The 21,601-nt window shown below is 60.2% G+C and carries 21 protein-coding genes and 2 pseudogenes; 6 read left to right on the top strand and 17 right to left on the bottom strand.

Going from position 1 to position 21,601, the window contains the following annotated elements; genetic code table 11:
- Positions 1 to 12: 12 nt before the first annotated feature.
- Genes FEZ60_RS23620 through FEZ60_RS23610 form a run of 3 tightly spaced genes read right to left on the bottom strand, consistent with a single transcriptional unit; the run spans position 13 to position 3,589 of the window.
- On the bottom strand, positions 13 to 1,053 hold the full coding sequence (locus FEZ60_RS23620) for an NAD(P)-dependent alcohol dehydrogenase (protein WP_172937127.1): 1,041 nt from the start codon (positions 1,051 to 1,053) through the stop codon (positions 13 to 15).
- The gene (locus tag FEZ60_RS23615; protein WP_172937126.1) at positions 1,050 to 2,204 is read right to left on the bottom strand and encodes a serine hydrolase domain-containing protein; all 1,155 of its coding nucleotides are present in this window, start codon (positions 2,202 to 2,204) and stop codon (positions 1,050 to 1,052) included. The genes FEZ60_RS23620 and FEZ60_RS23615 overlap by 4 nt, the downstream gene beginning before the upstream one ends.
- Positions 2,201 to 3,589 carry an NAD(P)-binding domain-containing protein gene (locus FEZ60_RS23610; protein WP_172937125.1) on the bottom strand — a complete coding sequence of 463 codons (1,389 nt, stop codon included), beginning with the start codon at positions 3,587 to 3,589 and terminating at the stop codon, positions 2,201 to 2,203. The genes FEZ60_RS23615 and FEZ60_RS23610 overlap by 4 nt, the downstream gene beginning before the upstream one ends.
- Before the next feature lie 175 nt (positions 3,590 to 3,764).
- Between FEZ60_RS23610 and FEZ60_RS23605 the strand changes: the two genes are divergently transcribed.
- Entirely contained in the window at positions 3,765 to 4,412 is a 648-nt protein-coding gene (locus tag FEZ60_RS23605) for a TetR/AcrR family transcriptional regulator (protein ID WP_033233730.1), read from the top strand.
- A 109-nt stretch (positions 4,413 to 4,521) separates the two neighbouring features.
- Here the strand turns inward: FEZ60_RS23605 and FEZ60_RS23600 are convergent, their stop codons facing one another.
- A complete protein-coding gene (locus FEZ60_RS23600; RefSeq protein ID WP_072782692.1) occupies positions 4,522 to 5,697 on the bottom strand; it encodes a helix-turn-helix transcriptional regulator in 1,176 nt (391 codons plus the stop codon).
- 294 nt (positions 5,698 to 5,991) lie between these two features.
- Between FEZ60_RS23600 and FEZ60_RS23595 the strand changes: the two genes are divergently transcribed.
- A complete protein-coding gene (locus FEZ60_RS23595; RefSeq protein WP_172937124.1) occupies positions 5,992 to 7,422 on the top strand; it encodes an FAD-dependent oxidoreductase in 1,431 nt (476 codons plus the stop codon).
- A gap of 198 nt (positions 7,423 to 7,620) precedes the next feature.
- On the opposite strand, the pseudogene FEZ60_RS23590 reads toward FEZ60_RS23595, so the two are convergent.
- The 7 genes and pseudogenes from FEZ60_RS23590 to FEZ60_RS23560 all read right to left on the bottom strand — a co-directional run.
- Positions 7,621 to 7,887 (bottom strand): annotated as a pseudogene (locus FEZ60_RS23590) (sulfite reductase subunit alpha); the annotation flags it as partial.
- A gap of 212 nt (positions 7,888 to 8,099) precedes the next feature.
- Complete coding sequence (locus FEZ60_RS23585) at positions 8,100 to 9,143, bottom strand: ParB/Srx family N-terminal domain-containing protein (protein ID WP_172937123.1); 1,044 nt, start codon at positions 9,141 to 9,143, stop codon at positions 8,100 to 8,102.
- A gap of 151 nt (positions 9,144 to 9,294) precedes the next feature.
- Entirely contained in the window at positions 9,295 to 10,155 is an 861-nt protein-coding gene (locus FEZ60_RS23580) for a 3-hydroxyacyl-CoA dehydrogenase (protein ID WP_141486863.1), read from the bottom strand.
- Between the two features lie 8 nt (positions 10,156 to 10,163).
- Positions 10,164 to 10,784: a TetR/AcrR family transcriptional regulator gene (locus tag FEZ60_RS23575; protein WP_172937122.1), complete on the bottom strand. Its 621-nt coding sequence runs from the start codon at positions 10,782 to 10,784 to the stop codon at positions 10,164 to 10,166.
- An 83-nt stretch (positions 10,785 to 10,867) separates the two neighbouring features.
- Entirely contained in the window at positions 10,868 to 11,464 is a 597-nt protein-coding gene (locus tag FEZ60_RS23570) for a hypothetical protein (protein WP_033233724.1), read from the bottom strand.
- A gap of 2 nt (positions 11,465 to 11,466) precedes the next feature.
- Complete coding sequence (locus FEZ60_RS23565; RefSeq protein WP_033233723.1) at positions 11,467 to 11,925, bottom strand: hypothetical protein; 459 nt, start codon at positions 11,923 to 11,925, stop codon at positions 11,467 to 11,469.
- Between the two features lie 74 nt (positions 11,926 to 11,999).
- The gene (locus tag FEZ60_RS23560; protein ID WP_172937121.1) at positions 12,000 to 12,410 is read right to left on the bottom strand and encodes a hypothetical protein; all 411 of its coding nucleotides are present in this window, start codon (positions 12,408 to 12,410) and stop codon (positions 12,000 to 12,002) included.
- Positions 12,411 to 12,560: 150 nt separating this feature from the next.
- On the opposite strand from FEZ60_RS23560, the gene pip reads away from it, so the two are divergent.
- Both pip and FEZ60_RS23550 read left to right on the top strand, forming a co-directional pair.
- On the top strand, positions 12,561 to 13,520 hold the full coding sequence (gene pip, locus FEZ60_RS23555) for a prolyl aminopeptidase (protein WP_172937120.1): 960 nt from the start codon (positions 12,561 to 12,563) through the stop codon (positions 13,518 to 13,520).
- Positions 13,521 to 13,583: 63 nt separating this feature from the next.
- Positions 13,584 to 14,870, top strand: coding sequence for an MFS transporter (locus FEZ60_RS23550; RefSeq protein WP_172937119.1), 1,287 nt, complete (start codon positions 13,584 to 13,586; stop codon positions 14,868 to 14,870).
- Here FEZ60_RS23550 and FEZ60_RS33170 read toward each other — a convergent pair.
- Entirely contained in the window at positions 14,845 to 15,348 is a 504-nt protein-coding gene (locus FEZ60_RS33170) for a hypothetical protein (protein WP_346343406.1), read from the bottom strand. The two genes, FEZ60_RS23550 and FEZ60_RS33170, sit on opposite strands and share 26 nt — an antisense overlap.
- A 91-nt stretch (positions 15,349 to 15,439) precedes the next feature.
- A pseudogene (locus FEZ60_RS33165) lies at positions 15,440 to 15,841 on the bottom strand (ABC transporter substrate-binding protein); the annotation flags it as partial.
- Between the two features lie 120 nt (positions 15,842 to 15,961).
- Here FEZ60_RS33165 and FEZ60_RS23540 point away from each other — a divergent pair.
- Positions 15,962 to 16,756 carry a 2-phosphosulfolactate phosphatase gene (locus tag FEZ60_RS23540; RefSeq protein ID WP_172937118.1) on the top strand — a complete coding sequence of 265 codons (795 nt, stop codon included), beginning with the start codon at positions 15,962 to 15,964 and terminating at the stop codon, positions 16,754 to 16,756.
- On the opposite strand, the gene FEZ60_RS23535 is transcribed toward FEZ60_RS23540, so the two are convergent.
- The 4 genes from FEZ60_RS23535 to FEZ60_RS23520 form a co-directional block, all read right to left on the bottom strand.
- Complete coding sequence (locus FEZ60_RS23535) at positions 16,711 to 17,508, bottom strand: ABC transporter permease (RefSeq protein WP_045065608.1); 798 nt, start codon at positions 17,506 to 17,508, stop codon at positions 16,711 to 16,713. The two genes, FEZ60_RS23540 and FEZ60_RS23535, sit on opposite strands and share 46 nt — an antisense overlap.
- Entirely contained in the window at positions 17,505 to 18,446 is a 942-nt protein-coding gene (locus FEZ60_RS23530; RefSeq protein WP_045065606.1) for a daunorubicin resistance protein DrrA family ABC transporter ATP-binding protein, read from the bottom strand. The genes FEZ60_RS23535 and FEZ60_RS23530 overlap by 4 nt, the downstream gene beginning before the upstream one ends.
- 14 nt (positions 18,447 to 18,460) lie before the next feature.
- Positions 18,461 to 19,321, bottom strand: coding sequence for a DUF4097 family beta strand repeat-containing protein (locus tag FEZ60_RS23525; protein ID WP_033233717.1), 861 nt, complete (start codon positions 19,319 to 19,321; stop codon positions 18,461 to 18,463).
- A gap of 66 nt (positions 19,322 to 19,387) precedes the next feature.
- Positions 19,388 to 19,903: a toxin-antitoxin system HicB family antitoxin gene (locus tag FEZ60_RS23520; protein WP_095887395.1), complete on the bottom strand. Its 516-nt coding sequence runs from the start codon at positions 19,901 to 19,903 to the stop codon at positions 19,388 to 19,390.
- Between the two features lie 151 nt (positions 19,904 to 20,054).
- Here FEZ60_RS23520 and FEZ60_RS23515 point away from each other — a divergent pair, with 151 nt between their 5' ends.
- Complete coding sequence (locus FEZ60_RS23515) at positions 20,055 to 21,563, top strand: HNH endonuclease signature motif containing protein (RefSeq protein WP_172937117.1); 1,509 nt, start codon at positions 20,055 to 20,057, stop codon at positions 21,561 to 21,563.
- The last annotated feature ends 38 nt before the right edge of the window (positions 21,564 to 21,601 follow it).

Here is a 21,601-nt window from a genome sequence, read left to right as displayed (position 1 = left end):
ACCTTTCGAGAATTAGGGTACGAGCACTGCGCGTCCGGTGACCTTGCCGTGCTCGAGACGATCGAGTGCGTCGCGGGCATCAGCGAGGTCGAAGCGGGCCACTTCTACCGTTACCAGACCGGCCTGCGCCAGGGCGATGGAATCGACGAGGTCGTTTCTGGTGCCGCCATACGACTTCCGGACCGATGCACCCCACGGCCAACCAGGTCCGCCGGCAGCCTCTGCGGTGATTCCGGGGTTTCCACCACCGAGGCCGACCATGCGGTAGGCGCCGTTGGGGGCAACAGATTCGACAGACATCTGCGCCGTGGCATCAATACCGACGAAGTCGAAGATGACTTCTGCGCCTCGGGCCGATGTGAGGTCGAGGATGTGCTGCGCGGTGTCCGGTCCCGATTCGAGCGTGATGTCGGCGCCGCAACGTTTGGCGAGATCGAGTTGATCCTGTCCGACATCGACGGCGATGACGCGCACGGCACTGATTGCGCGAAGTATTTGTACTGCAACGTGACCGAGTCCGCCGACTCCGATTACCACGGCGGTGGCGCCGGGCTGCAGATGCTCACGAGCGCCACGGATGGCGTGGTAGCTGGTCAGCGCTGCGTCGGCGAGTGGTGCGGCCTGGAGGAAGTCGAGATCTCCGATGGGGACAAAGGAGCGGGCCGGGATTTTCACGTACTCGGCCATGCCGCCTTCGGGACCGAGCCCGGGACAGGGAGGCATTGCGGTTCGTCCGGCAGCGAGGCACATGTTCTCGTTGCCGCTCATGCATTCTCGGCACTGTCCACAGGACCAGCACAGGTAGACGACGCCACGCTCTCCGACGGAACGGCCGTCGACGCCACTCCCGACGGCTTCGATCGTTCCGGCAATTTCGTGGCCGATTGTCAGCGGTTCTTCGCGCATCTTGTACGGAAAGTGCAGCAGGTGCAGGTCGGAGTGGCAGATTCCCGCTGCACCCACCCGAATCAGCAGTTCCGACGGACCGATCTCGGGGATCGGCACGTCGTTGATCTCGAGGAGACCAGGCCCCATGAGCTGAGCTGCCTTCATGAACTGACCTCGCTGATCTCGGAGTTGTACGCAGCGCTCAGGTAGGCGTTGCTGCGGTCGGACCCGATCAGGCCCGGTGCCATTTTGTTCATGACGTACGCGAAGGTCATCCGTCGGTCCAGATCATTGACGAGCATCGAGCCGCCGATGCCGGCCCACCAGCACGCGCGTCCGCCTGGAACGAGTGGCGCGGTATCCGGGTGCGGCAGTCCGTAGCCGATACCGAACTTGAGGGGAGTCATGATCCCGAGGTCGATGCCATCGGCTTGGACTTCGAAGATCAAGTCGATAGTGCTCTGCGAGAGCAACTTCTGGCCGTCGAGTTCACCGCCACACGAAATCAGAGATTGAACTCGTGCAATCGAACGTGCGTTTCCGTGGCCGTTGACCCCGCCGATTTCGGCTTCGCGCCAGGGCGCGGTATTGACCTCGGGGTAGTCGAGCAAGGGGCAGGTCAGGGTCTTGATGAAGATGCTGTCCTGGTCGAGCGTGGACAGATCGAATTCCAGCGCCGGCGGCGGAACAAGAGTTGCGATTCGGCCGAAATGCTCTGCGGACGTGCCGATGTGGAAGTCGGCGCCCAGCGGGCCGGCAAGCTCTTCGGCAAAGAACCTGCCGAGGGTCCGCCCGTCGATGCGTCGGATGACTTCGCTGATCAGATGTCCGTAGTTGATCGCGTGATAGCCCGACGCCGTACCTGGCGTCCACCACGGCGGCTGGGTGGCGAGGCGGGCGGTGGACGTCTCGAGGTCGTAGATGTCCTTCAGTTCGATCGGGCGCTCCCAGCCCGAGACCCCCGACGTGTGCGACAGCAGGTGACGAACTTCGATGTCTTCCTTGCCGTTTGCTGCAAACTCGGGCCAGTAGTGGGCGACCTTCTGGTAGACGTCCAGTTGTCCGCGTTCGACAAGAAGCAACGCGGACAGTGCTGCCATGGTCTTGGTGATGGAGAAGGTGTTCACGATGGTGTCGGAACCCCAAGGAGTGGTGCGGGATTCGTCGGTGTATCCACCCCAGATGTCCACGACGGATTCTCCGTCGACGGTGATGGCGATGGAGCCGCCCAGTTCCTCGCCGGACGCCAGTTGCGCTTCGAAGGCGTTGTAGACGGCCTCGAACTCGCTGCTGCAGTGGCCATTTACCAGGCTCATATGCGATCCGCCTTTTCGAGTTCGTGTGCTGCGGCACGCGGCGCGACGGGGAGCTTGTTCCCCGAAGCCTCGGCGCGCTTGGTGCCCTTGGCGATTTCCTTGTTCATGTTGCGGACGTAGGGATCGAACTCGAGCTGAATGGTGTGGCGAGGAGACTTGTAATAGGGGGCGAGGAAGTACGCCTCGTCGGCCTTGGTGATCTCCTGCATTTCGCTGGGAGTTGGCAGTTGGTATTTACCGGTCAGGTAGGCCGCGACGAGCTTGCTCTGCTGTTCGGCGAAGTTGACGAGTGTCGGCATGGGCTGAGCCAGTCCCATGAAGAAGAGGTTGTCGATTCCGGGCTTCATCATTCGCTTGAAGAGCGGGAATCGATTGTCTTTGTCCGGCAGCAGATTCGGATCGCTGAAGAAGGGGAAGCTGATGTTGTAACCGGTTGCGCAGATGACTACGTCGACGTCCTCAGCAGTGCCGTCCGCGAAATGAACCTGCTTGCCATCGAGTTTGGTGATTGCCGGCTTGAAGGTGATGTCGCCGGACCCGGCGCGTCCCAGGAACTCGCCACTGGCCGACGGATGGGCCTCGAAGGGGCGGTGGTCTGGCTTGGGCAGTCCGTAGCCCTCCATGGTTCCCAGGTTCTTTCCGAGGAATCGGCGACTCAGGAACAGGCGCAGACCCCGAGGCATCCAGGGCGGGGTGATCAGTTTGTCTCCCGGCACTCCGCCCAGGTATTTCGGCAACACCCACACGCCGCGGCGCGCCGAGACGATGAGTTTGTCAGCGAGGTATCGCTGCCCCAGTTCGGACGCAATGTCCAAGCCGGAGTTGCCCATTCCGACCACGACAACCTTCTTGCCGCGCATGTCGATCGGATCGAACGGGTCGTTGTAGCTGTGACTGTGCATCAGGACGCCGTCGAACTCGCCCGGGTAGTCCGGGATGTTGGGGTCCCAGTGGTGGCCGTTGCAGACCATCAGGACGTCATAGGTGCGGACTTCGCCGTCTGAGCGCGTGATGGTCCAGAGTCCGTTTGTATCACGTTCTGCTGCAACAACACTGGTGTTGAAGATGATCGACTCGCGCAAGCCGAAATGCTCGACGTAGTCCTTGAAGTACTGGAAAAGTTCGGAGTGGTGCGGGAAATCGGGTAGGTCCGCGGATACGGGAAAGTCCTCGAATGCCAATCGCCACTTGGAGGTGTCGATGTGCAGGCTCTGGTAGCAGGCCGACATGCCGTTGGGGTTCTTGTAGTACCAGTTTCCGCCGACCTCGTCGGATGCTTCGTAGCAGTCGAAGGGTATTCCGAATTCCTTCATTCGCTTGGCCGTCGTGATTCCGGTCGGCCCGGCGCCGATGATGCAGACTCTCGGCAAATTCGTGGGGCTCATACGCCATCGCTTTCTGTTCTGATCCGGGCATCGAGACGAAGAGTCGAAGCCCGGAAAGTGACTTGAGTCATAGTGCATCATTGGCTGACGTTGTGTCAATGAGTGACGCAATGTTGCTCGATGACGATGAGTCGGCGATTTGCCAGAGAGCGCAAAGTGAACGAAGGTAGTTGATGTGAGCACGGCAACGGATGGTCGAAAAGGCAAGCGGGGCACCCTGCGGGACGAGCAGAAGCGCGCGACGCGGGCCAAACTCGTGGACGCTGCTCGCATTTTGTTCGAAGAACGCGGGTACGCGGCAGTAACGGTCGACGACATCGCCTCGGCCGTCGGATGCAGTAGAGCCACGTTTTACGTGCATTTCCCCAGCAAGGTGGCGATGCTGAAGACCATCGGGGAAGCCGGTATGGCCGCCAGCGCGTTCACTTTCTACATTGATCTCGACCGTGTGCTCGACACACATTCGCGCGCGGAATTCACTGCGTGGTTGGAGCGCGCGTTCGACTGGTTCGATGAGAACAAGAGGCTGCTGCCGGCGTGGGACGAGGCGGTAGCACTCGAGCCGGAATTCCGGATCACTGCGCGTGACGGGATGACACAGCTGCCGAATGCGATGCCGAAATATCTCGAGCGGTGGCCGTCCGATCAGCGCGACGAGGCTCGGCTGCGCGTCGAACTGCTGGTCAGCCAACTCGAGCGCTTCTTCACCCGCTGGGCGGTTCAGGGAACCATCGACGTGACCCGGGTTCAGGCAGCGGAGGTCCTGACCGATATCTGGTTCCCAGCCTTGTTGCCGGGATCGACGAGCCGCGACGAGCAGTAGACGAGCAGTAGTGGCCTGTCGCTAGTTCGGGTCGATCTCCACTCTGATTGTGCCGGTGAGAAGTTCTCCGGCTGGGCTCGGCGCTTCTCGGCCTGGATCGGATTGTTCGTCACGGAAGCCGCCTGAAGCGGCCTTGAACATTCTCGTGAAGAGTTGGACCGGCGGACAGGAGAAGGTGCACAAGTTCGGCTTGGCGGTGCGTGCCGGTCTTGTCGAAGATGTGCTGAAGGTGGGTCCTGACTGTGGTGATCGAGACGGAGAAATTCTCGGCAATCAGCTCCATCCTGTCGCCCTGTGCTAGTCGCAGGGCGACTTCCGACTCGGTGCCGGTGAGTGCGTACAACTCGCGCAATGCGGTTGTGTCCAAATCGGTTTCGCGATCCGGGTCGTCGATCACGATGAGTGCGGCGGCTCGCGCTTCGCCCAGTCCGACCGTGCCGATTCCGGCGATGTCCGCGGCGAGAGGAACTACATGAACGGCATAGTCGCAGCGCCCGGAAAGGCGAGGGCAGGAAAGTGTGCCGCCGCGAGGAACCCGGTTATCGTGTGAGTCCGTCGCGAGGTACATGAGGTCTCGGAGTTTTCGATCGGTACGAGCGAACGACGCTCCAATGGACCCATGCTGACCGAGATGTAGGCCGTCACCGGAAGCGAGGATTGTCTCAGCTCTGGAGTTGAGCCGCATAATCCGACCATCCAGTCCGATGATCACGATACCGCGCTCGACCTGCTCGAGTGCGGTAGAGAGAGCGCATTCGCCCTGCTTGAGGTGTACGAGTTTCGCTTCGGTGTGAATCGCCTGTTGGAGGTGCGGAACCAACCGCCTGATCAGTCTGAGTCGATCAGGGGTTCCGAACGGCTCCGAGTCCCTGGATGCGGCAATCCCCAGCCACGCACTGGAATTGCCTCCGGTCAGACGGACGAACAGGCCATCGCCGAAGCGGTTGGGGCGACACCAGTCGGCATAGAACTCCGTGTTCGTGTTGGGGAGGATCAGTTCGGTCCCCGTGTGGATATGGCCGATCGGAGACTTCTCCACGGCTTCTGCCACATAGTCGAGCCGACCGTAATAGGCGTTGTACGTCGATAGCGCGGAAGGATCTTTACCTATCTGCTTTACCATCACGTCGGATTTCCGGTTGGTCGGTCCCGAGGTCAGCAGGCCGCAACCGACACCGTCGAAGGCTCGCACAAAATCGGCAAGCGTCGAATTCCAGTGTTCAGGATCGACGGCCGATGCGTAGATCGCGGCCACGAGCCGGGAGAATTCGTCAACTGTGATCATCGACCACCCCTGTGGGGTCAGGTGTGCGGCGTCGCGCGTGTCCATTCGATTATCGCGGATCTCATCTGTTTGCACGAGGACAAAGCCGACAGCGAGTGATGTGCTGGTGGTGGATCCCGAACCCGGATTCGATCACGATGCCCGACCGGGGGGCGCTGACAGATCAACCTGCGACCCGAAACTCCAAGGAGATCACGATCACTCTCCTGGTCGAGTCAGTCGAAACCGCTCCGCACACACCGAGCTAGGCAGGTTGAAATGAATAGTCCAAGTCCAGCACTATCAGGGCCACTCATGGATCAGTGCGATGTTTGCATCGTCGGCGCCGGGATCGCGGGACTGAATGCTGCAGCGGTCGCTTCACAGTATCTATCGCGCGACCACAAGATCATTCTCATCGACCGACGCCACCGGCCCGGCGGGATGTGGAGCGACACCTACCCTTACATTCGGTTGCACCAGCCCCACCCACTGTTCACCGCCGGAAACATCAAGTGGAACTTGGGCCAAGAGAGATCGTATTTGGCGACCAAGCCCGAGGTTCTCGATCACTTCACGCATTGCCTCGACGTCATCAAGAAACGCGTTCAAGTCATCGAGTACTTCGGGTGGACAGTCGATTCCCACGCTGAGTCGGCGGATGGCAATCGCATCACTGCGCAATCGGAAACAGGACAACGCCTTGCGATCGCCGCAACGCGCGTCATCAAAGCGAATGGCTTCGGGGTCAACCCAAACGAACCGCTGTCGGTATCGAGTGAACAGATCCACTCTGTATCGCCGGATTTCTTCGACATCCGAAGCGAGGAGATGCATGCAATCGATACGCCGATCTGGATCGTCGGCGGCGGAAAAACGGCAATGGATACCGCCTACGCAGCGGTAACCGAATACCCGGGCAGGGAAGTCAACGTCATCGCCGGGGCCGGAACGTACTTCATCAACAGGGACGACATGTTTCCCAACGGTGCCCGACGATTGTGGAAGGGAACGCTACCAACCCGCATGTTCAATGAGATCGCGCTTCGATTCGATGGCACAAACGAGGACGAGGTCAGGGACTGGTTTCAGGCAACCCACGGACTGGAACCGATCCAGCCATCACGACGGTTCTTCAACGGACTGCTCTCGGAATCGGAAGCCGCGACGATCTCGTCCGGACTTAACACTGTCGACATGGAGTACTTTGACGACGCGATCGACCAGCCCGACGGACTCGAAATCCTATATCGCAGTGGAGAAACGAGGATCATACAGCCCGGGAGCTGGCTGGTGAACTGCTCGGGTTATCTTCTCCGAACTGACACTGAATACGAACCCTATATTTCGACTTACGGTACGACATTGTCGATCAATACGCGGTCAGTGACGATTGGATTCTCATCGTTCGCCAGCTACTTTCTGACCCACCTGTTGTTCCTCGGCAAGCTCGACGAGACACCACTCTACGAGCTCGATGGTGAAGATCTGGCCCGCAAGTCCAGAGAGACCTTGATCTGGACAGCACTTACGCTTGGTCAGTACAACCTCAGCCTCATCTTCGACGCCGTCCCGAACAAGGTCTTCCTGAACTGTGGTCTCAACTTCGATCGTTGGTATCCCATTCCGCGCAGGATGCTTGAAACTCTCCGATTCATGCGGACGCATCACAATGACCGGGAACACCATCGGCAGACACTTGGCGCCGTTCGTGAGCGCTTTGACGTCAGATGCGGACCACTTTGATATCCGAGCACGTCGTAGTCGCGGTTCACCGATAGAACTTCGGGCGTCAGGATGCTGCAGAAATGCTGCTCATGACGTCCTCCCAGACGTCCATGACCGCTGATTCGGTTGGGGGGCGGTTCGTATCGCTTCGAAGGCGAGGCGATCGGAGGCCGGGTCAGGTAGGTGGTGTGGGAACTGGACCCGTGGGTGTCGAACACCGTGCTCGGCGACCACCTCGCGCAACGCGTCGTCGACGTCCTTTGCCATCCGGGTGGCGTCGCCGCAGACGTACACGTGGGCGCCCTTTTCTAGCCAGGCAAACAACTCCCGGCCCTGCTCGCGCATACGAGTCTCGACGTAGATCTTCTCGGACTGATCACGCGAGAGGGCCAGATCCAGGCGCGTCAGTACGCCGTCGCGGGTCAGTCCGTTCAGTTCGTCCTCGTAGATGAAGTCACTCGACTGATGCTGATCACCGAAGAAGTACTCGAACAGCGCCCGCGCTGCGGGGGAGATGCCGCCTGCCTGGGAAAACGACACCTGGTTGCCCGGCAATGGTTCGTCTGGGCAGATATGACGGCATGTATCCGTCAGGGCAGGGCGTCGCTGCTTCGCTGAAGCGACACCCGAATGGGATCAGATTACTGAGTGAAGCCTTAGTCAAGCTTCATCGATGTGAAATTCATCGTTGCAGGTCAGAGGGTTGCTTTGTAGGCCAGTGAGTAGGCGATCTTGCCCGGCTTGTCGTCTGTGTACGGCTTCGACAGCTTGGCGAACTCGCCCTTCGATTCCGCTTTCCCGTCATTCCAGGCGGTCAGTACGCCAAGATCGGTGGCGGTGAAACCGCTGTCGACGACGGCGTTACCGGGCAATGCGGTCTGAGCCTGTGACACGGACTTGACGGTGCTGAGGTAGCTGGCGAGATCGTTGTTGTTCCAGCCGCTCAGATCGACCGGCGAGGCGTCGCGAACCCAGGCACCCCAGTAGAACTCCTGGAACGGGATCGAGCCGGGCGCAAAGCCGATGTCGCGGGCGAAGTACAGGAGGCTGCGGTACTTGTCGTCGGCGAAGTTGGCCAGGCCGACGCCCTTAGGCAATGACTGCACCGAAACCTGGTTGCCGTCGACGTCGCGCGTCCACACCCACTTGTTCTTCTCCATCTCGGCCCAGAATGCCGACTCGCTCAGGTTGCTGAGGTTGCCGAGCACTCGCAGTCGAACGTGCATGTCAGGGCCGCCGTCCGGCGTTTCGTAGAACGACGTGAGGGTGTGGTGTCCGTCGGTGAGGTAGAGCTCGCCGCGTGGCCCGACCACAACTGTCTTCATGGGCGCGATGCTCTCGGCGGTTTCCGAGCCGACCGGTTGTGCGCAGGTGAAGGATGCCGGATCCTTCAGTGATGATGTCTCCGAGGCTGTTTCGGCCTCAATTTGACCGTTGGCTTCGCACCAGTCGTCGAACTTCTTGTTGATCTCGTCTTTTCCGAGTGTGTATCGACCGAGTTTGTAGTACACCTCGTCGTATCCGAGGGAAGGCTGCGTGGCGTGTACGTCGCCGATGCGCACGTCCAGAAGGTCGCCTTCCTGCGCACACAGGTACTCCGAACCGCCGGCCGAGCCGGAGAATGAACCAGTCGAGATACCGCCACACGCGAGCGGAGCGGCGACGGCGGGTGTGCCGGCCAATGTTCCGGCGCCGAGAAGCGCCAGCGTAGTGAGAGCCGAGATAGCGGAACGACGCATGTAGGGAAGTCTCCTGAGGATGTGGTCACACGTGAAGAAGCTTGCGTCACAATCGCTCAGGGGTGTTTCGTGCATACTGCCAACAGACGACTGCACGGTGGCCGCGACGTGAATTCACGTAGCGACCACCGCGCGGTCTGCTGGTGAGTGATCAGCTCTTGTAGTTGTAGAAGCCCTCGCCGACTGCGACGCCGAGCTTGCCTTCGTCGATGTAGTTCTTCTTGATGTAGTCAGCGAATTCGCGCTGCTTCTCGCCGCCCTGGGAGGAAATGTTGTAGACGGTGGTCAGCCCGACGACATCCATGATCTGGAAGGGCCCGAACGGGGCCCCGGTGCCGATACGCCAAGTCTTGTCGACCATGTCGGGATCGGCAATGCCGTCGATCAGTAGGTCGGAGGCAGCATTGAGGAGCGGGACCAGGAGGGAGTTGAGTACGTAACCTGCCTTCTCCTTCTTGAGCTCGATCGGCACCATGCCGATGTTCTTCGCGAACTCGACAACCTCTCGGTACACGGCGGGGTCGGTGGACTCGGTGCCCATGACCTCGGCAGTGTTGTTGACCCACACGTGATTTGCGAAGTGCAGAGCCAGGAACTTCTCGGGGCGACCAGTGAACTCCTTGAGATCGCTCGGCAGGAGCGTCGAGGAGTTGGTCGCAAACACCGTGTGTTCCGGAGCTACTGCAGCGAGCTTCTCGTACGTATCGCGCTTGATGCCGATGTCTTCGGGAATTGCCTCGATGACCAGATCGGCCTTGGCCACGGCTTCGGCGAGATCGTGCGAGTACGTAATACGTTGCAGCGCTTCGTCAGCCTTGCCTTCGGCAGCGCCCTTGACGTTCTCCGCCTTGTAGGCGGCGGCCAACGATGCAAACCGGGCCTTGGCCTTGTCGATGACCTCCGCGTTGATGTCGTACGCGACCACGTCGAATCCGTGGTACGCGGTCTGATAGGCGATCTGCGAGCCGAGAACCCCGGTACCCAGAACGGTGATCTGCTTCAGTTCAGACATTGTGATCCTCAATCCTTTTCGGTGGGTAGTCCGGCAAGCGTCAATCGGACCTGTGCGGCAACGATGTTCGTGAGTTCGTCAGCCGTGATCCGGTCCAATGCCGCGCGGGCTATCTCGAAATGCAGCACGTTCGAAATTGTTCGAGCTGCGGTGGTGGTGTGGGCGGTGTGGTCGGGATGAGCCTCGGCCAAGATCGCTGCAATCCGCGCTTGCAGGCGCTGCGACAGTTCCAGGCCTTCGGCCCGGAAACATTCGGTCGGCTCGCCGAACAACACTTCTCGTTGATAGATGCCGGTGTTCTCGTCGTTTCGGCGGCTGGCGATCAGCAGCGGTGAAACAAGCTCGAGTACACGGGTTTCCGTGTCCGTCGACTTGCCTTCACGTTCTTCTCCCAGTTCGATCTGCTTCCGAAACTCCGCGTTGTAGACCATGAGCAGTAGCTCGGCTTTGCTTGCGGCGTAACGAAAGAGGGTGCCGCCGGCTACATCGGCGCGGTCGGCGATTTCTTGTGTTGTGACCGCGCTGTAGCCCTTTTCTGCGAACAGTTCGGCTGCGGCTTCAAAGATGCGTGTCTGTTTCTCGAGTTTGTTGCGTTCGCGACGACCCAACTCGTGGTCTGTCTTCGTCATCCCGCTCACCTCGTTTCATTTCGGATCACGCTCATAAATGAGTCTACTCCGAAATGTTTCGAGTGGTTGTCTACCTCGTCACATCACTGCAGGCCGGCAACCCATCGCGCAAAGATGTCGCTGAAAACATCGTCCTCACACGCGTGCGCGGTGTCCGGGAAAGCGCAGTCCGGGAATCCCGAGACAATGTCGGTCAAGTCCACCCCGCAACATTGCGCCAGAAGTCCACGCAGCAGATCGGCCACCGACCACTTTTCGGCAGCGGAGGCCAGGACACCTTCGTCCTCGTAGATGTTCACGAGATCGCCGTGATGCCAGGACATCTCCTCTGCGACTAGGGCATCGGGGTTGAATTCCATCGCGCGGTCGAGTGCTTCGCGCAGCATGGAGTGCGGATCTTCCTGTCCACGAAGGAGAATCGCGATATCGGCCGGTGCTTTCTGCATGATGAACATCCAGGGTTTGCCGTCTGGAAAGGTTCCGCCGAATCCGGCGACGTGAAACGGCAGATGGCTACTCAGGAAGTCGGCTTCGACGTCGACGTGCTGATCGTCGCCGAGGTGAATGAAGTGACCCGACGCGATCTCTTCACTCTTCGCTTCGTCGGCCCACGTGTTGTTCCACAGATCCGTCATCCGACTGCCGTCGGGGAAATCGAGAAGTTCGAACAGGAATCCCATGGCTACGCCTCCCCGTCGAAATGCGAGCTCGTCCGACCACTGAGTCGGCTCACCGATTGAGCTGAGGTAGCGAGGACGACTCTGCTTGTCTCGAAGCCCATTTCATCGCGTTCGGAGTCCGATCCGGTCGCGTCTCCGGCAAGCGAGAATTCGAGTTCGACGCGCTGATCGGTGCTGGAGCGGACGGAGATCGTCAAGCCGAGGGTCTCGTCACTGAAAGTTGGCAGTGACAGCTCCGGGTGGAAGTCGGCCGCGGCGTGGAAGAAGAATGTCGACAGCCGTTCCACGAACCCGTCGTCGGCACGTCGGCTGAGGTACTGGTTGTATTCGTCGGGGCTGAGCAATCCTACGTCGAACACCAGGATCGGGGCCGCTGTGTCGAGCACCCGAGCCGGAACAGCGTGGCTGCGTAGGAAAACCGCGGCACCGCCGTAGCCGGGTAAGCGAAAACCTTCACGCATGTGGTGTGCTCCCGTCGATGCGATGTCCTACACACGGTAGGCCACCGGGCCGACAAGTGCTTTAGCTGTGCTCGTCATGGGCAGGCTGGTGTCACCAATTTGTAGATCTGCTCGGCTTGAGACTGCGTCGCTTCCGTGCCGTCGTTCGCGGCGAGATCCCGGATCTCCTTGGTGACCTCTTGCTCGGTCGCACCGTCGGCGATGGCGTTGCACGAGCTGAACACAATTTCCTGGATGCTTTCGTCGTCGCGATCCTGAGAGAGATCCGCATAGGCGGTGCGGAAGGCCACAACAAATGCTGCCAGTTTTGCCTGGTCGATCATTCCCAGATCGGCGGTGGAGGTGACGGAGCTGATTTGAACGGTCGTAGATTCGGCAGTGTTGCTGGTTCTGGTTGCCGTCTCTGTGTTTGTGTCGTCATTGCCACAGGCGGGCAGGGACACGAGGGCGCCCGCGACGATGAGTGCTGCAATCATTCGTTTCATGAGTTCTCCACCCGTCGGCCGTTCTCGCTGCATATCCCGCACATGGGAGAGCGAAACATGCCGCCTGACGAGTCGTCGAATTATTTTGGTGGACAATGTTTTTGGAAAGTTGATATTCGCCGACGGGTGCTCGGATGGCAGGATCGATCCATGAGTGCTTACTTGTTTCCTCCGGTTGATCCGTACGGATCAGGGATGCTCGACACCTCGGACGGGCAAACCTTGTACTGGGAGAGCGTCGGGATATCTACGGGTGTTCCGGTTCTGTATCTCCACGGTGGGCCGGGTTCGGGGTGCACGCTCGGCGCCAGAAGATTCTTCGATCCCGATATTTTCCGCGCAGTCCTGTTCGATCAACGTGGTTGTGGGCGTAGCCGCCCGCTGGCGGACGGGCCCGACGTCGATCTCATGGTGAACACAACGGCCAACATCCTCGACGATATCGAGCGCCTGCGCGAGTATCTCGGTATCGAACGATGGATCGTCACCGGTCTTTCCTGGGGCGTCAGTTTGGGGCTGGTGTACGCGCAGGCCTTTCCCGAGCGTGTGATCGCGATGGTATTAGGTGCGATCACCGGTGGCACCAACGCCGAAATCGAGTGGATCACCCGCGCCATGGGCAGAGTGTTCCCTCGCGAGTGGGAGGAGTTCATCGAGCCGGTGCCGATGGATGAACGTGACGGAAACCTTCCGGCGGCGTACGCGCGGTTGCTTGCGGATCCGAATCCTGTTGTGCGGGACAATGCTGCACTTCAGTGGTGCCGGTGGGAAGACGTGCATGTATCGCTGATGCCAGGGTGGACTCCGAGTAAGCGATACGAAAATCCGGACTTCCGGCGGGTGTTCACCCGATTGGTGACGCACTTCTGGAGCCACGATTGCTTCCTCGTGCCCAATCAGATCATGGACGGAATGCATCGTCTCGCAGAGATACCGGCGATCCTCGTACATGGGCGCTACGACGTCTCCGGGCCGCTCGATACTGCCTGGGCGATTCACAAAAGTTGGCCGGGTAGTGAATTGGTGGTTCGGGGCGACGCCGGTCACGGCGGCGGTGGATTCAACGAGGCAATAGTGGAAGCGCTGAATGCGGTTGGCCGCTCCGCGTAGGGCACGTCATTTCCGGGCAGGTAATTTCCACTGAAGCCCGCTCGGGCAATAGTGTTCTCGGTTGTGGTGCTCAGTACGCGTTTCCCCGGTAGTAAGACCTTCGCGAAGGTTCGCGTTCTACCGCCAGTTGTGAAGCTACTGCTTCTGTCGATGGTGTTGTTCAACATCGGGTTCTACCTCGTTGTGCCCTTTCTCGCGGTACATCTCTCGGAAGATCTTGGCTTTGCGGCATGGATTGTCGGCCTGGTTCTCGGCCTGCGCATGTTCAGTCAGCAGGGCATGTTCTTCATCGGAGGAAGCCTCGCCGACCGATTCGGAAAGCGCCCGATCATTCTGTTGGGCATCGCCGTTCGAGTAGTCGGTTTTTTGATGCTCGGCTTGGCCGAGAGTATGGCCGCCGTGATTGTCGGAGTGCTCCTGGTGGGCTTTGCCGCTGCGCTCTTTGCTCCGGCGGTGGAGTCGGCCAACGCTGAATACGGTCGCGAACTCGAGTCCTCGGGCATCATGCGTCGTACCGATTTGTTTGCAGTGGAACAGATGTGCAGCCGACTGGGAACCGTGATCGGTCCGGCGCTCGGTGCTGCTCTGCTGGTGTTTCCGTTCTCGTGGACGGCGTCGGCGGCAGCCCTGTTGTTCGCGATTATGTGGGTGGGGTTCTTCGTCTGGTTTCCCCGTCCGGGCGACGCGCACGAGGGTCCGGTGTCGACTTATACGCTGCGCGACGTGTGGCGAAGTGTGTTGACCAACAATAGCTTCCTGATCTTCGCCACCCTGTGCAGCTTTCAGTTGGTTGCCTACAGCCAGCTGTACCTGATGCTTCCCGAACAACTCGAGCGCGGAATCGGGTCCCAGTCTGCGCTCGGTTGGTTTTACGTGGGCGCGGCGGTACTGGTGATAGTGGGGCAGGGGCCGACAGTTGCAGTGGCTCACCGCATTGGTCATCGCCGAGCGATCGCCTTCGGGCTGGTGCTGATTTCCGGTTCGTTCCTGGTGCCACTGGCTACCGGTGTGAGTACCGAGGCGTCGACGCAGATAGTCGGGCTGGCGCTCTGGATCGGACTGCTCCACTTGGGTCAGATGCTGATGGTGCCACCGATGCGCGACACCATCGCGATCCTCGGCCGTGAAAGCAATCTCGGGGCGCACTTCGGCATGCTCAACACGATCGGAGGGCTGCTTGCGCTGCTGGGAACGGTGGGAGTCGGCTTTGTGTACGACCTCGTCGACAACGGCCACGCAGCGCCGGCGTCACCGTGGGTGATCGTTTCGGTCTGTGTGGCCGTGTCAGCTGTGGCGTTGTGGGTGTGGTCAGGTCGAACGAAGGCTATCGAGCCGCGATCGTCTGATTGATCTTCGCGACGAAGTCTTCCAGGACAAACGGAATGGTGAGTGGATTCGGCATGGACACCGCATCACTGACGATGGGGTCCAAGCTGATCAGGCCACCGGACTTCACGACGTTCAAATTGGTGAACGCAGCCTGCGTCTCCATCTCGGGGCGAGCCTTCTCGTAGTTGTCGAAGAGTAGGTAGTCGCATTCGAGAAGGTCGTAGTTCTCGGCGGAGATCTCGTAGTTCAGCTTGCCCGCAAATCGCTCCTTCAGTGCGGCAGGCGCCGTGAACCCCAACTGAGTAAGCAGCTGCGCCCGTGCGGCCTCGGGGCTGAATGCGCGCAGATTGCCGTCGCTCCACCGAATGACGAGTGCTGCTGTCTTGCCTTCGAACTGAGGGTTCTCGGCGCGAGTGCGAGTGATCAGATCCTGGACGTCCTGCACCTCTTGCTTGGCCTGTGCGGGAACGCCCACGGCAGTACCGATACGGGTTGTCACTTCCTGCCAGGGGCAGAACCCAATCGGTCTGATCGGCAGCGTGCAGCACCGTAGGTGCGATTGCACTGAGCTGCTTGTACAGGTCTTCGTCGATCGCGTTGTTGACCGCGATGATCAAGTCCGGAGCCGCAGCGATAATCGTCTCGATATCGAACTCGGTGGTGGCGTTGGCCAATGGTGTCGGCTCAGCGCCCTGAACGGCCGAGTCGGCCCAGACACCGATTCCGTCGTCGGTTGAGCCCTTCCACACCGGGACCAGGACGGGCGTCAGCCCGAGGGAAAGTAGGACATCGGCGTCACCGATACCGACAGCTGCGATACGACTGGGGGCCTGCTCGATTGTGGTGGACCCGAATTTGTGATCGATCGTGACAGGGAAGGCGCCCGGTTCGGCGTGGCCGCCCTCGGCGCTCGTAGTGGACTCGTCATTCGCACTGTCACCGCAGGCAGCAAGGACAAAACCTGCTGCAGTGGCGAAGGTGACCGACAACATGGCACGGCGGCTCAACATGGGATTCACAGCAATCTCGTCCTTCAGTTATTGGGGTACCCTAACCATAGACGAGAAACTCCTGACAAAGCGTCGGTACCTCTCTTCTGGGATGCTTGCGCCATGAATTCGGAACATCGCCAACTCGAGTACGGACTTCGATTCGACTGGGGCCGAGCAGGTGCCGAAGCGATTGCTACTGGTGTTGACCTGGCCATTGTGGTTGATGTTCTCTCGTTCACGACGACTCTGAGCGTCGCCGCTGATGCAGGAATCGAGGTCTTTCCTTATTCCTGGTACGACGAGAGTGCGGCTGACTACGCTCGCGACGTCGACGCGGTTCTGGCTGTGCGACGGAGTGTGGCTTCTGAAGGCCAGATCAGTTTGTCTCCCAAGTCGATTCGCGATTCGGAACGTCCGCGACGGTTGGTATTGCCGTCCCCGAACGGGTCGACGATCGCGTTTGCGCTGGCGGCCCTTGGCCCGGTTTGTGTGGGTGCTTCGTTGAGGAACGCATCGGCGGTAGCAGATTGGGTTGTGCACGAACACGGTTCCCGATCCCGGGTGGCGATCGTTGCGTCCGGAGAGAAGTGGCCCGGTGGAGAATTGCGTCCGGCGGTGGAAGATCTGTGGGGAGCGGGTGCTGTTATCGAGGCGTTGATCGAGGCCGGCTGGAACGGGTCCGTATCGCCGGAGTCTCGGATGGCAGCAGATGCATGGGCGGCGGTATCGGATTCGATCGAAGACCGCCTACGGGACTGCGCCTCCGGGCGCGAGTTGATGGTTCTCGGGTTTCCGCACGACGTCGCCATCGCCTCCGAACTCGACGACAGCGACACCGTACCTGTTCTCGAAGATCGTGTGTTTCGAGCTCAGCGCACCGGGCGACGGTTGAACAAACTACGCGCCCAGAGGTAGGAGAGGAAGGTGATCGCGACGCACCACGCGACTGCGAGAATTGCGTTGTTTCCGATCGCTTCGCCGAGAAGTAATCCCCGGAGCGTTTCGATGATCGGAGTGAACGGCTGATACTCGGCGAACCATCGTAATACGGTTGGCATCGACTCGGTCGGCACGAATCCGCTTCCGAGGAAAGGCAAGAGGATCAACACCATTGGAAGATTGCTTGCCGTCTCGACGCTCTTGCTCACAAGTCCGAAGGCAACGGACAACCAGATCATGGCAATCGACACCAAGATGAGGAGCGCAAACGTGGCGACCCATTCGACAACGCCGGCGCTCGGCCGGAAGCCGACGGCGACGGCCACCGCGATGACAACAACGAGGCTTACTATCGTTTGAAGAAGACTGCCCAGAACGTGGCCAGTGAGAACAGAAGTGCGTGTGATTGCCATCGTGCGGAATCGTGCGATGATCCCCGCAGTCATGTCGGTGGCAACGGAGATGGCAGTACCCTGCGCCGCCGCGGCAACCGTCATCAGAATGATCGCCGGGGCAACATAATTGACGTATTCCGCCCGGCCGCCACCACCGCCACCCGGGGTGAGGCCGTTCCCGAGTGTCCCGCCGAGAACGTAGACGAACAGCAACAGGAAGACGACCGGCATCCCGACCAGCATCACCGTCATCGACGGATATCGCACGATGTGGCGAATGCTGCGGCGCAGCATGGTTTTCGAGTCCTGGTAGGCAAGAGTTGCAGTAGTCATCGCGCGTCGGTCCTTTCGGTGGCGGTCAGCGTCAGGAACACGTCGTCCAGGTCCGGTGTGTGGACGGAGAGTTCCTTGACATCGATCGAGTGAGCGTCGAGTTGGTCGAGAACAGAGCGCAGTGACCTGACGCCACCGTCGCTGGGAACTTGCAGAACATAGGCAGCCTCGTCACGCGAGGAGTGGTCGAGAATATCTGCAGCAGAGTCGAGTTGGACTCGGTCTGCGAAATGCAGGCGAATATGTCCGCCTGGGATGTGTCGTTTGAGTTCTGCAGCGGTTCCTTCGGCCACGATCCGGCCGTGGTCGAGTACGGCGATGTGGTCGGCCAGTTGGTCGGCTTCCTCGAGGTACTGCGTTGTGAGGAAGATGGTGACGCCGCCACTCACCAACTCGCGGATGATCTGCCACATCGAGCGTCGACTCCGAGGATCGAGGCCGGTGGTGGGCTCGTCCAGGAAGATGATCTCCGGCCGGCCGATCAATGTCATTGCAAGATCGAGCTTTCGGCGCATTCCACCCGAGTATGTCGATGCGAGCTTTCCGGCGGAGTCGACTAGATCGAACTTCTTCAGGAGATCGTCAGTGCGAGTGCGGCGTTCGTCTTTGCTCAGGTGATGAAGGTCGGCCATGAGGAGAAGGTTCTCCTCGCCGCTGAGATAGTCGTCCACCGCCGAGAATTGTCCGGTGACACCGATGCGCGCACGCACCGCGTCTGGATCGTCGGATGGGTTGTACCCCGCGATGCGGATGTTGCCGCCGTCCGCGGGAACAAGGGTCGAAAGGATTTCCACGATGGTGGTCTTGCCGGCGCCGTTTGGGCCGAGAAGCGCAAAGACGGTGCCACTGTCGACGGAAATGTCGATTCCGTCCAGTACCGTTTTGTCGGAGTAAGACTTTGTCAGGCCCGTTGCGGTGATAGCTGGTTTGCGGGTCATCAGCGTTCCTTTCGCTAGATTTTTGGAGGCTCCGAACGTCGAATGACGATGTCGCCGTAGCTGGTATGTGCGCGGACATCCACCCTGCGCTCGGTCGATGCCGGTCCGTGTGTGGTGTTCATCTGGTTGTCGACGCGGCCGAAGGAGGTATGGGCGTCGAATCGAGCGGCGGTTCCGGATCGAACGCCGATATGAATCTTCCCGGCAGCGGTTTTCGCGGAGACAACTCCACTCTCGATGCTGTCGAAGCGAATGTCCCCGTTGGCTGTTGCGGCAGTGGCATCAGATTCAGCGTGCTCCACGATAACGTCGCCGTTTGCCGTTTTTGCCTTGAGCGTGCCCGTAATCGCGCCGATGTTGTTGTCGCCATTGGAGTTCTTGATGACCGCGTTGCCGTCGATGCGGCGTATGCGGATGGTTCCTGATCCGGTGCTCGCATCGAGGTCGCCCACGACGTGCTCGACGGTGATTGTGCCTGCGCCGGTGCTGATGTCGAGTGGTCCGGTGGTGTCGAGTGCGCATTCCCCGCTCGAGAGTTTCACGCGAGATCTTCCCAGTGTGCCGGTGGCGTGGAGGCTTGCGACTGCAGCGGTACCCTCGAGTTCCGAGCCGGAGGGAAGTTGAACGGAGACGTCGACAGATCCGGTTTTGCCGAAGATGCCGAGTCCACGCTGTTTCGGCGTCTTGATCTGGAGTCGTCCACCAGCGAATTCGACGCGAGTCTGTTCGGCGACGCGGATGTCGGCGTCGTGAGATGAGTTGGTGGGCAGTACTTCCACGATGGTGTCGTCACGGTCGCTTGCGCTGATCCGGATATGTCCGACAGTTACGTCGATGCTCGCGATGATGGGGTCCGGTGTGCTGAATACAGGCATGGTGATACTCCCGATGATGTTGTCTTCGGTTGGTGAAAGGGGTTGGTGCGAGAAGAGAGTCTGGTGTCAGTGCACCCAGCCGGTGAAGCTCTCGGAACCTCGGGACGGTTGTTGCCTCGGCGTGTTTCGGCTCGGATTGCCTTCCAGTGCGGCCGCAGCCGAGCGGACCAGCCACGCGTTGACCGATATCCCGGCCTCTCGGGCAGCTGCCTCCACCCGGTCCTTGAGTTCTTGACCTAGGCGCAGGTTTATTCGAGTCATCGCCGCGTCGTCGGACTCCGTGATGGCGCGTGGAACTGGCGTCGGTTGCTCTTCGACGTCTGCCGGAGTCGGTTCGCTGAGGGCGGGTGTCACAACGAATTCTGGTTCGCGTCCCCGGAGGCGGAGATCCACCGAGCCTGGTGCGAGGTCGCGAGTGATTTCTGCTGCCGCCGCGGACAACGCGTCGAGGAGAGTGAGTCGCACTGCTGATTCCAGCGGTGCGGTCAAACGTTCGGCGAGTGCCTTTGCGTCTTCTCCGCCGGCTTCGGCAGCCACCGCGAGTTCGTGGCGAAGGTTGTCGACGTACGGTGTCAAGTCCATGGCACCACTATGGCACCACTTTGATGCCATGGCAATAGGTACGTGGCACACATTGTGATGCGTCAGGACATCGCAGGCACTTTTTTCGGACTTTTCCGACTGGTTTCGAATAGCTGTTCTATTCGAACAGGATTTCGATTAGGGTGGGGGAATGTTCGATTCGGGGGTGGGGAGTTTCGGTATCTCAGCACAGCTGAGTGGTACCGAAACCGATTGCGCCCTCGTTGATTTGATGGCCGAGTTGCATTCATGTGAAGCGATGTTGGTCGAGCGGAAACTGGCGGTGGTGGCGGAGTTCTTCACCCGCCGCAGCGCCGAGCATGTCGACGGTGGCACGTGGACGTCGTCGGCGCACGAGTTGGCCGAATCCGAGGTCGGCGCGGTCCTGACGATGGGCCGTGCTGCGGCCGGAAAGCTCATCGGGTTGGGTTTTGCGTTGAAGACGCGGTTGCATCGCACGCGGGCGGCGATGTCCCGCGGCGAACTCGACTTCTATCGGGTCTCTTTGATCGAATCCGCGACCTCGAATGTCGGTGACGAGCTGATCGACGAGGTCGAACGCTTGCTGCTCGAGCAGGTGTTGGCTCCACCCGTGGACGGCGGTACCGGGTTGACGGGTCGCCGGTTGACGGCGGCGATCGACCGGATTGTCGCCCGCGTCGATCCGGAGGGGATGCGGGAACGACGCCGCCGGGCCCTGGCGGATCGGTTCGTGGGGGTCAGTGCCGCCGAGGACGGGATGGCCCGCATCTTGGGCAGTATCCCGGCGGAGCAGGCCCGCGCCTTTGACGGCCGGTTGCGGGAGTTGGCGATGTCGGTGTGTCGCCGTGATTCCCGTACGTATGAGCAGCGGCGCGCGGATGCGTTGGGCGCTTTGGTGAGTGGTTCGACGGTGTTGGTGTGCGACTGCGACCGCGGTGATTGCCCGCAGGACCGCAGTGGTTTGGTGATCATGCGCCGGCCGTTGGTACATGTCGTAGTACACGATTCCACCCTGAGTCCAGGATCGAACGAACCTGCACATCTCGACGGCTTTGGCGTGATCAGTGCCGAGCATGCCCGCGACATCGTGAAAGACGCAGACGTTCGGGAAGTGCGAGTACCGGAATCACCTGATCCCGCCTCGGCGACGGTGTACCGCCCCGGAGCGGCACTCGATGCGTGGCTGCGGGTCATCGCGGGAAGCTGCCAATGGCCGCACTGCGATGTCCCGGCCTGGAATTGCGACCTCGACCATAACGATCCGTTCAACCACGCGGACCCTGCGAAGGGTGGGAAGACGCTTGCGTCGAATCTGAGTGCGTTCTGCCGTAACCATCACCGCCTCAAGCATTCCGGGAAGTGGCTGCTCGCCCCGAATCCGGATCGTAGTATCACCCTGACCTCACAGACAGGCCATTGCTACCGCACCAGAGATGCCGGACTACTCGCGGGGATGCAGGAACCACCGCCACAGGAAGGCGGCAAACCGCGACGGACTCGTCTGGAAAACAAAGCTGCCCGCATCCGAGGTGAGCGGAAGCTCCGGCGTGTCAAGATTCAGCACCGCACAGCAACACACGCGGAACGGAAACGCCGCCAAACCTTCCCGATCTCCACACCCCGAAAGCGCGTGCCCCACAAAACCGTCGACTACGGCAACGACCCGCCACCATTCTGAATCAAGCCATGGGAATTCTCAGCCGCCGACTCTGTCTC

This window comes from Rhodococcus sp. MS16, assembly GCF_013277795.1.
Taxonomy (GTDB): domain Bacteria; phylum Actinomycetota; class Actinomycetes; order Mycobacteriales; family Mycobacteriaceae; genus Rhodococcus_F; species Rhodococcus_F globerula.
This window is presented reverse-complemented; position numbering and strand designations above follow the sequence as displayed.